Raw genomic sequence first — 12,014 nt, 5'->3', positions numbered from 1 at the left:
CGGGGTTGACGCGCCGATCTTGGAACGCCCGGCGCCAGGCGGCTTTGAGACGCGGAGGTCCCCGCACCGGCCCAGATCAAGTTGCCGCTCATTCACCGTTTCCGCGGGCGTCGGCGGGAGCGGAGTTGGTCACGTCTGTGTCGTCCACGATCGGGTTCGAGAGCGTGCCGATCTGTTCGATTTCCACTTCAAAGACGTCGCCGGGCTTCATGAAGAGCTTGGGGTTGCGCGCCCAGCCGATGCCGCCAGGCGTGCCGGTGATGATGACGTCGCCCGGCTCGAGTGTGAGGGTTGTGCTCAGCGACGCGATGAGGGTTGCGACGTCGAAGATCAGCAGGTCGGTGTTGGAGTCCTGCAGCGTCTGCCCGTTCAGCCGCCCCTGGATGCGTAGACCCTTGGCGCCCGGGGGCAGTTCGTCGGGGGTGACCAGCCAGGGCCCGAAGGCGCCAGTTCGGTCGAAGTTCTTGCCCATCGTCCATTGCGGCGTCCGGCCCTGAAAATCCCGCAGCGTGGCGTCGTTGAAGATCGAGTAGCCGGCGACGTGCTCAAGCGCCCGATCCTTGGCGATCCGCCGCCCGCCCCGACCGATCACCACCGCCAATTCCGCCTCGTAGTCGAGCATATTGGATTCCGGCGGGCGCAGGATGGCCGCGCCGTGGCCAAGCAAGCTGGTTGCGAAGCGGGCGAACACCTCCGGGTATTCGGGCTTCTTCAGTCCGGACTCGGCGAGATGGTCGTCGTAGTTGAGCCCAAGGCAAAGGATCTTCGAGGGCCGCGGGATGGGCGGGCGCAGCGTCACGGCGCGTTCGTCCACCCGAGGACCCCGGCTCAGCCATCTGCCGACCTCCGCAAGGTCCGCATTCGACCTGATGAGGTCCGACAGGGTGCCTGGGTATCCCGGCTCATCCCGCGTCAGACCGTGGAAGCCCTGGCCGGTATCGGCCGCAACGCCGACCCGTTCGTCCGCTTCGAAATTGATGAACCGCAAAGGCCGGTCTCCTGTGACTCAGCGAATGAGATTGGTGCGGGCGAGGTCGAGGATCTCAGCGCCGCGGCCGTCGAGGACCGCCTTGGCGGTCCACAGGCCGAAGCCCTTCACCTGCGCCGCTTCGATGTGGGGCGGCATCGAAAGCTCCTGCCGCGCACACACGGCGTCGAGCAGCGCGGGACCGTCATGCTCCAGCACCGCAATCAGGGCCTCGACGAGGTCCGCGGGATCCTCGACGCGTTGGGCGAAGAGCCCGGCGGCTTGCGCGAGCGCCGCGAAGTCTGGGTTGGTCAGGTCGACCCCGGTGTCGAGAATCCCCGACGCCTTCATCTCCATCTCGACGAAGCCCAGGGTCCCGTTGTTCAGCACGACGATCTTCACCGGCAGCCGCTCCTGGACGAGCGTCAGGAGGTCGCCCATCAGCATGGCGAAGCCGCCGTCGCCGGAGAAGGAGATCACCTGGCGGTCGGGAAACGCCGACTGTGCGCCGATCGCCTGCGCCAGGGCATTGGCCATTGAGCCATGGTTCAGCGAACTGACCAGCCGGCGGCGGCCATTCATCTTCACATAGCGGGCGGTCCAGATCGCCGGGGTTCCCACGTCATAGGTGATGACGGCGTCGTCGGCCGCCAGGTCGCTCATGGTCTTGGCGAGGAACTGCGGGTGGAGCGGTCCCCGACCGGCGCGCCCGGTAGCCAGCGCGTCGAGGTCCTTCCGGGCCTTCTGGTAGTGCGCGAGACTGTCGTCGAGGAAGTCGCGACGCGCCTTCGTCTGCAGCCGCGGCAACAGCGCGTCGATCGTTGCGCCGACATCGCCGACGACGCCGAGGTCGAGCAGGCAGCGGCGGCCGAGGTTGGCGCCCCGAAGGTCGATCTGGAGGATCGGGACCTCCGTGGGATAGAACTGGCGATAGGGAAAGTCCGTGCCAAGCATCAGCAGGGCGTCGCAGTCCATCATGGCGTGATAGCCGGAGGGGAATCCGATGAACCCCGTCATCCCGACATCAAAGGGATTGTCGTACTCGATGAATTCCTTGCCCCCGAGCGCGTGCACGATGGGCGCTTTGAGGACCTCCGCCAGCGCGAGAACTTGCTCGCGCGAATACTGGCATCCGCGTCCGCAGAGCAGAGTCACCCGCTCGGCTCCGTTCAGGCGGTCGGCAAGTGTGTCGAGTTCCGAGTCCGGCGGCCGCACGATCGGCGCGGCGGGGATCAGGGACGTCGAGGGCTCGACATGGGACGGCATGGCGGCGAACGCCACGTCGCCGGGCAGCACCACCACGGACACGCCGCGCTCGGCGACCGCGGCGCGGATTGCGCTCTCGAACACGCCCGGCAACTGCCCCGGATTAGAGACGAGTTCGCAGTAGTGACTGCACTCCCGGAATAGGTCCTGCGGATGAGTCTCCTGGAAATATCCACGACCGACCTCCGTGCTCGGGATGTGGGCCGCAATCGCCAGCACCGGCACCCGCGAGCGATGGCAGTCGAAGAGTCCGTTGATGAGGTGAAGATTGCCCGGTCCGCAGCTGCCGGCGCACACCGCGAGGCGTCCGGTCAGGTGCGCTTCCGCACCGGCGGCGAAGGCGGCGGCTTCTTCATTCCGCGTATGCACCCAACCAATGCCGCCGTGGGCATGCAGCGCTTCCGTGGCGGCGTTCAGGCTGTCGCCGACGATGCCGTAGATCCGTTGGACGCCGGCGGACGCGAGGGTGGCGACGAGGAGTTCGGCGACGTTTCTCTTGGGCGTCATGGCTGCTCCGCTCACCGGCTCGCACTCCAAAAAACGCAGCCCGTCCGCGCCCGCCGGGAGGCGGATCGTGCCGCGTCGTGCTGCGTGGCTTGAGTGTCCGAGGCGGACGCGCCGAGGCAGACGGCCGCCATCTATAGGTTTTCGTTAGGGGGCCGCGGCATCCCCTAAATGGGGGGCTCGACCCTCCATGACCGCCGAGTTCAGGGCGCCCATTCCCGTCCGCCCAAGGCGCGGGCGAGAGGACTTCGCGCGAACCGGCGCGGTCAGCGTCCCCTTTCTGGGGGATGCCGATCACGATCATCCGGCGGGTACAGTTTTCGAATGTTGGCTCGTTGTATCAACTGCCCGCGGGATCGGCTTGCTGTCGTCCGCAGGCTCGCAAGGAGCCAATCGCCGGTCCGCGAGACCGTCCCGTCCCGCCTGAGGGTTTCGGGCTCATCTGTTCAACGCGGCGCCCGGCGGCTGGAGGCCAACCTGGTGGCCACGGGCTCGCCTCGACCTGCCGTGCTGCGCGAGCGCGTCGCCGGCCTCATGGCCGGAACCCTGACGCTTCCCTTGGGCGGATGCCGTGCGGCTCTGTTGGATCCCCAAGGACCGGTCGGCGCGGCCGAAAAGACCATCCTGCTCAACGCGCTGGCCATCATGCTGGCGATCGTCGTTCCGACCATCCTGGCGACCCTCGGGTTTGCCTGGTGGTTCCGTGCGTCGAACACGCGCGCGCGATACCGGCCGCAGTGGGTCTATTCGGGCCGGGTCGAGCTGGTGACCTGGTCAATCCCCATCCTGGTCATCCTCTTTCTGGGCGGGCTCACCTGGGTCGGCTCGCACGACCTCGACCCAGCCAGGCCGCTGAAATCCACCCAGCCCGCGGTGACCGTCGAGGTGGTCTCGTTGGATTGGAAATGGCTCTTCATCTACCCCGATCAGGGCGTCGCCAGCGTGAACCAGCTCGTTGTGCCGGCCGGTGCTCCGCTGCGCCTGAAGTTGACCTCGGCCAGCGTGATGAACACCTTCTTCGTCCCCCAGCTGGGCAGCATGATCTACACGATGAACGGCATGTCCGGGCAGCTCTACCTGCAGGCGGACAAGCCGGGCGTCTACGCGGGCCAGTCATCCCATTTCAGTGGAGACGGTTTCTCGGGGATGCAGTTCGACGTCAGAGCTGTGCCGGCGACGGACTTCAAGACCTGGATCGATCGGACGAAAGCGGCGGGCCCGGCGCTCGATGAGCAGGCGTACGGCGCGCTCTCCAAGCAGAGCACAGACGTCGCGCCGTACACCTACCGCGCCGTCAGCCCCGGCCTTTACGAGGACATCGTCCAGCAGCATCTGCCCCCGGCGCCCGGCCCCGTGGCAGCCCAACCGGCTTCGCAGGTCGCCCCAGTGAAAAAGGCATCGTGATGCTCGGTAAGCTCAGTTGGGCGGCGATCCCATTTGATCAGCCGATCCCCATGGCGGCCTCGGCGATGATGATCGCCGTGATCGCCGGCGTGGTCCTGCTCATCGTGCTCAAGGGCTGGCTGCCCTACCTGTGGCGCGAGTGGATCACATCCGTCGACCACAAGCGCATCGGCGTCATGTACTGCCTGCTCGCCCTGGTCATGCTGCTCCGCGGTTTCGCCGACGCCATCATGATGCGCTCGCAGCAGGCGCTGGCCTTCCATTCCGCAGGCTACCTGCCGCCGGAGCACTACAACCAGGTCTTCTCGGCGCACGGCACGATTATGATCTTCTTCGTCGGCATGACCTTCATGGTCGGGCTGATGAACTTCGCCGTGCCGCTCCAGCTCGGCATCCGCGACGTCGCCTTCCCGACGCTCAACTCGGTGAGCTTCTGGCTGACCGCGACCGGCGTCCTGCTCACCAACGTCTCGCTGGTGGTCGGCGAATTCGCGCGTACCGGCTGGATCCCCTATCCGCCCTTGTCGGAGCTCGCCTACTCGCCCGGGGTGGGCGTCGACTACTGGCTATGGGCGCTGACCATCTCCGGGATCGGCACACTGCTGTCCGGCATCAATCTGGTCGTGACGATCCTGAAGATGCGCGCGCCGGGCATGACCTATCTGCGCATGCCGATGTTCTGCTGGACGGCCCTGGCGTCCAATCTGCTGATCGTCGCGGCCTTCCCGATCCTGACGGCGACCTCGGCCATGCTGCTCCTGGATCGCTACCTCGGCTTCCACTTCTTCACCAACGAGGCCGGCGGCAACGTGATGATGTTCATGAACCTCATCTGGGCCTGGGGACATCCGGAGGTCTACATCCTGATCCTGCCGGCCTTCGGCGTCTTCTCCGAAGTGATCTCAACCTTCTCCGGCAAGCCGCTGTTCGGCTACCGCTCGATGGTCATGGCCACTATGGCGATCTGCATCCTGGCCTTCATGGTCTGGCTGCATCACTTCTTCACCATGGGGGCCGGCGGCAACGTCAACGCGGTCTTCGGCATCATGACGATGATCATCGCGGTGCCGACCGGGGTGAAGGTGTTCAACTGGCTGTTCACGCTCTTCGGCGGGCGGATCCGCTACAGCACGCCTGTCCTCTGGTCGATCGGCTTCATGGTCACCTTCGTGATCGGCGGGATGACCGGCGTGCTGATGGCCATCCCGCCGGCCGACTTCGTCCTGCACAATAGTCTCTTCCTGGTCGCCCACTTCCACAATGTGGTCATCGGCGGCGTGCTGTTCGGAGCCTTTGCCGGCTACACCTACTGGTTCCCCAAGGCCTTCGGCTTTCGTCTGGACGAGCGCTGGGGGACAGCGGCCTTCTGGTTCTGGCTGGTCGGCTTCTACGTCGCCTTCATGCCGCTCTACTATCTCGGCCTCCTGGGGATGACCCGGCGGCTGCAGCACTACGACGTGGCGGCCTGGCGGCCCTGGCTGCTTGTCGCGGCGGCCGGCGCGGGGCTGATCGCGATCGGCATCCTGTGCCAGGTCATGCAACTCATCGTGTCGATCCGACATCGCCGACCCCTGCGCGACCGGACGGGCGATCCTTGGAACGGGCGCTCGCTGGAATGGGCGACGGCCTCGCCGCCGCCAGCGTTCAACTTCGCTCTGTTGCCTGACGTGACGGGCGAGGAGCCCTACTGGTCGATGAAGCAGACCGCGATCGAACGGCAGCAGCTGCGTCCCGAACCCGCCTACGAAGCCATCGAGGCGCCGCGCAACACCCCGACCGGCTTCGTCTGCGCCTTCTTCGCCACGGCCACCGGGTTTGCGCTCATCTGGTACATCTGGTGGATGGTCGCCCTGGGCCTGCTCGGGGCCTTCGCCACCTTCGTGGCTTTCGCCTGGCGGGACCGCGCAGACTACGTGATTTCCTCCGCCGAGGTCGCTGAGCTGGACCGCGCCAACCGCGCCGCGCGCCGCGTCGCCCTTGTCGACCTTCCGGAGGGGTTCCAGTGACCACGACCGAGATCGGCGCCGTCCCCTACGATCCCTACAATCTGGGCCGTGGCCAGCCGGACCTGTCCCCCGGACACGGCGCTGGCGGGCCGGCGTCCAAGCGGGTGATCGTGGCCTATGGGTTCTGGATTTTCTTGCTCAGCGACATCATCCTCTTCTCGGCCTTTTTCGCCAGCTACGCGGTGCTGTCTGGCCAGACCGCCGGCGGCCCCTCCGGCCGCGAGATTTTCGACCTGAGGAACGTCGGCGTCGAGACCGCCTGCCTGCTGCTCTCCAGCTTCACCTGCGGAATGTCCGCCCTGGCGGCGGGGGCGCGAAACAAGCCGGCGTTCCATGCGGCGCTGCTTGTCACCTTCGCGCTGGGCGCTGTCTTCCTCACCTTAGAACTGCGCGAGTTCGCGGGCCTCGTCGCGGCGGGGAACGGCCCGCAACGGAGCGCCTTCCTTAGCGCCTTCTTCGCCCTGGTCGGCTGCCACGGCCTGCACGTCACCGCGGGGATGCTTTGGCTGCTCACCATGATCGCCCAGGTGTTCGCCAAGGGCTTCCGCGCCGACATGCTGCGCCGGGTCCTGTGCTTCAACCTGTTCTGGCACGCCCTCGACATCATCTGGGTGGCCGTCTTCACAGTGGTCTATCTGTTAGGGGCCGGGCCATGACCGAAACCTTCACCGACGATCATGCGGGCCGCGGCGACAGCGCGCCGGGCGACGAGCGCCTGGATGGGAGCGGCGTGGCCCAGGGCGTCCTGGGTTATCTGCTGGGCCTGATCCTGGCCGCCGGACTGACCGCCGCGTCGTTCTATGTCGCCGCCAGCCATCTCATCTGGCATCCCGGTATTCCGGCGGCGCTCGTGGCGCTGGCGGTCGCCCAGATGGGCGTCCACCTGGTGTTCTTCCTGCACATCACCACCGGGCCGGAAAGCACCAACAATGTGCTCGCCCTGGCGTTCGGCGTGCTGATCGTCTTCCTGCTTCTCGCAGGGACAATGTTCATCATGTCGTCCCTGACCCACACCACGATGCCGCTCGACCAAGTCATGTCGATGCAGCGGTGAGCTTACGCTCGTCAGGGCCCTTCGCCGTGCGTGACGATCTGCAAGGTACGCGCAGGAATCAGGCGCAATCCAAGCGCCCGGGGAAGTCAAACATGGGCCCTCGTGAGGTCGATCCTTCCCCAACAGGGCCGTACCACCACGGGGATCTGAAGATCGCCCTGATCCAGGCAGCCCGTCGGATCATCGCCGGCGGCGGCGTCGCGCGGCTGTCCCTGCGCGAAACGGCCCGCGACGTCGGCGTCAGCGCCGGTGCGCCCTATCACCACTTCAAATCCAAGGCGGCCCTTGTCGACGCGGTCGCCACCTCCGGCTGGATGGAGCTGCTGGCCACGGTGGCCGCATCGCGGCGGGCCGCCGCGACCCCGTCGGACGGCCTGCTTGAAGCCGGCGCGGCCTACGTGCGCTACGCCCAGAGCCACCCGCAGATCTATCGCGTGATGGTCGCCCAGATGGAGAGCGCAGTCGGGACGAGTGGGGCGGCGACCACGTTCCCTGTCACAGTGCTGGAGACGATCGAGGCGGCGGGGATGTTCGAGGCCGAGTCCGACCGGCTGTCGCTGATTGCGCTCTGGTGCGTCGCGCATGGTTTCATGAGCGTGGGTAGCTACCCAGCTGTTCGGCAGTTTGCAGAGGCGGGGAAGGGGACCGAGGACTTGGCGCATAGACTATTCGAGATCGTGCTCGCGGGCCTCACCGCATCCGGCGCAGCGCTTCGGCCCGAATGAGCCAGCTCTGCTGGCTGGCGTGCAAGGCGGCGGCTCCCAGGAACTTGCGAACCCTTTCGGCGGCGAAGGGGCAGGGCGCAACACGGGTCGTGCGGGTGGTGGTCAACGTGGCCTCACACTCGGCCCGTCTGATGGTGGCCGGCGCTTGGCCCAGCACTCCCGCCTATACCCTTGAAGACTTCAGGACACCGCAAGGCGCGCGGGTCTGGCTCGCTTGTGTCGCGCTCGATCGCGACAGCGTATGCGACGTGTATCGACGCCCGAATGGCGTTGCCAACGGCGTCCCCGGCTGTTGCAAGCAGCGGCTGAGCCGTCTTTGTCCGGGGGACTGAGCTGGAGCCACCCTGGCTTGGCGACCGGTGCGCGGGCCGCGGTCGCGGTCGCGGTCTCAGTCATTGGCGGGGCCCCGCGTGTTCGCGAAGGCGCTCTCGTCGCCGGCGAGAGGCAAAATCATCGTAAACACCGCACCGCGCCGGTCCTTCCGGTTGCCGGCTGCAATGGTGCCGCCCATGGCCTCGACAAGGCCCTGGCAGACCGCCAGGCCGAGGCCCGTGCCGGCACGCTGGCGGTCGCTGGGTCGCGCCCGATAAAACCTGTCGAAGACACGATCGAGGTCGGCCGGCGCGATTCCGCAACCCTCATCGGATATGGCGAGGCGAACTCGGTCTTCGTCGCGCCAGGCCCGAATCCGAATTTCCGAACCGGCGGGCGCGTACATCGCGGCGTTGTCGAGGATGTTGAACAGCAACTGTTCGAACAGGACGGGATCGAGGCCGACCCGCACGAGCCTCGGGGGCACCTGCAGGACGACGTGGTGGTCGACGAGCGTCCTGGACGCACGGTCCACCGTGTCGGCGACCAGGCAAGCAAGGTCGACCGGGCGCAGCCGGGGTTCGATCACGCCCGCGTCCAGGCGCGTCATGTCCAGCAGATTGCCGAGGAACCGGTTGAGGCGCTCAGCCTCTTCCCGAATGACCCGCACGAGGTCGCTGTGCGCCTCCCGGTCGAGAACCTCGCCGAAGTCGTCGAGGGTGGTGGCGGACCCCAAAATGCAGGCCAAAGGCGTACGCAGGTCATGAGAGAGCGAAATCAACAACGCCGACTGCAACCCGGTGGGGCTGGCAATGACAAACGCCGCCTTAGGCGCCTTGCCCAGCCCGATCCGCGCGATCGTCTCAGCGGCGTGATCGCGCGCTCTCGCCATCCAGGTTCGGGCGAGGGTGGCTAGGGTCGCAGGGCGCACGAGTCCCTATCCGTCGGCTGTTCGGAAATGGTCATGCGCCACGTCGCCGTCGATCTGGCTGAAGCCGGACATCCGAACCTAGGCTGTGGCGGTGGGGACGCGACATCCCCTGAACGGGTGAGGCCGGTCAATGCGGCGCCGATCGCATCGATAGACCACCCCCGTTTGGGGGACGCGACACAGTCAAAGGAGCAGCCGAACATGCCGACCGGTCGTCGTCGCGCCGTCCGTTGACGGGGCGCGGAGCCGGCCGCTGAGGGCGCTGCAGTGGGGCGGTCCGTGTACAGGATCCTGATGATCTTCAGTTCGCACGAAGCGCTCGGGGGGCCCGGGCGCACCTCCGAGGTGCAGCTTGAAGGGTTCACGACCGCCTACTATGCCTTCGAGGACGGGGGGGCCGGGCTCACCCTTGCGTCCCCCCGGGGCGGAGAACCACCGCTTGGGCGCGCCCGCAGATCGGCGGCCGACTCCCTCGCAGGCGTTGCGCGCTTCAAGAACGACCCCGTCGCGCGAACGCTGTTCGCCGACACCATCCGCCTCGACCAGGTCTACGCCGACGATTTCGACGCAATCTACGTGGCGGGGGGCTGCGGCGCATGGTGGGACCTGGCGGCAGATGACTGTGCCGCAGCTTTGGCTTCCGCATTCTGGTGTGCGGAGAAACCCATGGCTTTCGTGGGCAGCGGACCGGTGGTTCTGCTTCAAGCGATGGACTCGGCCGCCCGCCCGATAATGGCTGGAAAGGCGGTCACGGGACTGTCCGACGCTGAGGTCCGGGCGTCGAGCCTCGCCGGTGCGCCGCCGTTTTCTCTGGAGGCGGCCTTGCGGGCGGGAGGGGGGCTTTACCGGCGGGGCCCCGACGGTGACCCTCTTGTGGTGCAGGACGGACGATTGATCACCGGCCAGAACCCAGCTTCGGCGGCGGCAACCGCCCAAGCCCTGCTCGCCACCCTCGGGCCCTGAGCGCTCTGCCGGCCACGGGCCTTCCGGTCCCCCGTTCGGGGGATGCCGCGGGCGCCGACCGGGACCTAGCATCAGCGATGAAGTTTCGTAGCTCAAGCGCCGGTCAGGGTCGGTCTCAACGCGCCGGCGCGCCCCACCCTTCGGATCGGCATGGGATCGCAGATGTCCGGCAGCCTGCCGCCGAAGGGCGGAGACTATGAGTTCTCGCCCGAGGAACAGCCCTTCGCGCCGGGCTCCCCTTATTCGCCAAGGCATCCGGCCCTACGTCGGGCGACCTATGTGGCCTTGGCGCTGCTCGCTGGGATCGGCTCGACCTTCCCAAGCGCTCTAACGACCGTCAACGTCGGTTCGATTTCCGGGTCCCTTGGCGTCTATGCGGTGGAAGCCAGCTGGCTTCCTGCGATCTACTTCGCCGCCAATGCGAGCGCCAATCTCACACTGGTGAAAGCCCGGGCCCAGTTCGGCATTCCGGCGGTGACCCAGACATTCTTGATCGCATCCGCGGCGAGCGCTCTGCTTGAACTACTGCATCCGACCCTGGCCACGGCCGCCCTGGCGCGAGCCTTTAACGGCATGGCCGCCGCCGGCTTAGTCACGCTCACGGTCTACTATCTGCTGCAGGTCTTTCCCCCAAAGCTCAGACCCCTGGCGCTGGTGATAGGTCTGGGCCTGCCGCAGCTCGGAACGCCCTTGGCGCGGTTGGTTCCAGTGGAGCTGTTGGCCTCTGACCGCTGGTTCGGCATGCACCTCTTGGAACTGGCGGTTCCTTTGGGTCTGCTGGCCGCGACGGTGGCGGCCCCGCTTCCGCCCAGTGATCGCAGTCGGGCGTTCGGGCCCCTCGACTTTGTGACGATCGGCCTTGCAGTTCCGGCCATTTTCCTGATCTGCGGCGTGTTGGGCCTCGGGCGCGTCGTCTGGTGGACAGATGCGCCATGGCTGGGCTGGATGCTCGCCGCGGCGGTCCCGTTGTTCACCCTGGCCTGGCTGGTGGAGACGAACCGCGCGCGTCCCCTCATCCAGTTTGGGTGGCTCGGGACCCGGGACATTCTGCGCTTCGCCGCGGTCGCGCTGCTCGTCCGCCTGGCGCTCGCCGAGCAGACCTTCGGAGCCGTCGGACTCCTCACCGCGGGCGGGCTAACGAACGATCAGCTCCAGACGCTGTTCGCCTGGGTTCTGGTCGCCATGTCGGCGGGCATCGCGGCGGCGGCGCTCACCCTTTCGGAACGGCGGCTGCCCTGGCAGGTGATGACCGCCGCGTTGATCATTGCGCTTGGCGCCTGGCTGGACTCGGGCGCCAACAACCTGACGCGGCCTTCCCAGCTCTATCTGAGTCAGGCCCTTATCGGCTTCGGGACAACGCTGTTCATTGGCCCAGCCCTGCTCTTCGGCGTGATCCGCATGCTGAAGCGCGGCCCGGACTACCTGGTGACCATCGTGGTCCTCTTCAGCCTCACTCAGAATGTCGGCGCCCTGCTGGGATCGGCAATCCTCGGCAGCTATCAGACCATCCAGGCGCGTGCTCATGCCGTCGCCTTGTCGGCGCACCTGTCGGGGGCCGACCCTGCGGTCGCAACCCGACTTGCGGCTGGCGCCGGGTCGCTCGCCGGGACCCTGGCTGATCCTGCGCAACGCGCCGGGCAGGGGGCAGCCTTGCTGGGGCGGGCGATGACACAGGAAGCCAACATACTGGCCTTCGACGATGTCTTCCGGGCTGTCGCCCTCATGGCCCTGGCGACCGCCGTCTACATCGCAAGTCTCATCCTGGTTTCCACCCTCCGAGGTAAGCAGGCCATGGGAAGACCCGCGTGACTGAGACCCCTCCCGCACCGCCGCCGGCCCCGACATGGCGACCAAAGCCACACCGTCCGCTGGCCATCGCCGG

10 protein-coding genes are annotated in these 12,014 nt (G+C 66.9%); 7 read left to right on the top strand and 3 right to left on the bottom strand.

Annotation, left to right across the window (positions count from 1 at the left end; all coding sequences use genetic code 11):
• Nucleotides 1-88: 88 nt before the first annotated feature.
• Together VHS75_RS05460 and poxB are read right to left on the bottom strand one after the other, a co-directional pair.
• Nucleotides 89-988, bottom strand: a complete 900-nt coding sequence (locus VHS75_RS05460) for a fumarylacetoacetate hydrolase family protein (protein ID WP_329637594.1) — start codon at nucleotides 986-988, stop codon at nucleotides 89-91.
• A gap of 18 nt (nucleotides 989-1,006) precedes the next feature.
• Nucleotides 1,007-2,740: a ubiquinone-dependent pyruvate dehydrogenase gene (poxB, locus tag VHS75_RS05455; protein ID WP_329637593.1), complete on the bottom strand. Its 1,734-nt coding sequence runs from the start codon at nucleotides 2,738-2,740 to the stop codon at nucleotides 1,007-1,009.
• A gap of 477 nt (nucleotides 2,741-3,217) precedes the next feature.
• Between poxB and cyoA the strand changes: the two genes are divergently transcribed.
• The 5 genes from cyoA (at nucleotide 3,218) to VHS75_RS05430 (ending at nucleotide 7,926) form a co-directional block, all read left to right on the top strand.
• Nucleotides 3,218-4,141: a ubiquinol oxidase subunit II gene (cyoA, locus tag VHS75_RS05450; protein WP_329637592.1), complete on the top strand. Its 924-nt coding sequence runs from the start codon at nucleotides 3,218-3,220 to the stop codon at nucleotides 4,139-4,141.
• On the top strand, nucleotides 4,141-6,147 hold the full coding sequence (gene cyoB, locus VHS75_RS05445; RefSeq protein WP_414694244.1) for a cytochrome o ubiquinol oxidase subunit I: 2,007 nt from the start codon (nucleotides 4,141-4,143) through the stop codon (nucleotides 6,145-6,147). The genes cyoA and cyoB overlap by 1 nt, the downstream gene beginning before the upstream one ends.
• Nucleotides 6,144-6,803, top strand: a complete 660-nt coding sequence (cyoC, locus tag VHS75_RS05440; RefSeq protein WP_329637591.1) for a cytochrome o ubiquinol oxidase subunit III — start codon at nucleotides 6,144-6,146, stop codon at nucleotides 6,801-6,803. The genes cyoB and cyoC overlap by 4 nt, the downstream gene beginning before the upstream one ends.
• Complete coding sequence (gene cyoD, locus VHS75_RS05435; RefSeq protein ID WP_329637590.1) at nucleotides 6,800-7,201, top strand: cytochrome o ubiquinol oxidase subunit IV; 402 nt, start codon at nucleotides 6,800-6,802, stop codon at nucleotides 7,199-7,201. The genes cyoC and cyoD overlap by 4 nt, the downstream gene beginning before the upstream one ends.
• A 92-nt stretch (nucleotides 7,202-7,293) precedes the next feature.
• Nucleotides 7,294-7,926, top strand: coding sequence for a TetR/AcrR family transcriptional regulator (locus VHS75_RS05430; protein ID WP_329637589.1), 633 nt, complete (start codon nucleotides 7,294-7,296; stop codon nucleotides 7,924-7,926).
• Between the two features lie 388 nt (nucleotides 7,927-8,314).
• Here the strand turns inward: VHS75_RS05430 and VHS75_RS05425 are convergent, their stop codons facing one another.
• Nucleotides 8,315-9,130: a sensor histidine kinase gene (locus VHS75_RS05425; protein WP_329637588.1), complete on the bottom strand. Its 816-nt coding sequence runs from the start codon at nucleotides 9,128-9,130 to the stop codon at nucleotides 8,315-8,317.
• 318 nt (nucleotides 9,131-9,448) lie between these two features.
• On the opposite strand from VHS75_RS05425, the gene VHS75_RS05420 reads away from it, so the two are divergent.
• Together VHS75_RS05420 and VHS75_RS05415 are read left to right on the top strand one after the other, a co-directional pair.
• Entirely contained in the window at nucleotides 9,449-10,132 is a 684-nt protein-coding gene (locus tag VHS75_RS05420; protein WP_329637587.1) for a type 1 glutamine amidotransferase domain-containing protein, read from the top strand.
• Nucleotides 10,133-10,294: 162 nt separating this feature from the next.
• Nucleotides 10,295-11,941: an MFS transporter gene (locus tag VHS75_RS05415; protein ID WP_329637586.1), complete on the top strand. Its 1,647-nt coding sequence runs from the start codon at nucleotides 10,295-10,297 to the stop codon at nucleotides 11,939-11,941.
• Nucleotides 11,942-12,014: the final 73 nt, after the last annotated feature.

It is taken from the genome of Phenylobacterium sp. (assembly GCF_036264965.1).
In the GTDB taxonomy this organism is placed as follows: Bacteria; Pseudomonadota; Alphaproteobacteria; order Caulobacterales; family Caulobacteraceae; genus Phenylobacterium.
The sequence above is the reverse complement of the archived record's forward strand: the minus strand, read 5'-3'. Positions and strand labels throughout refer to the sequence as shown.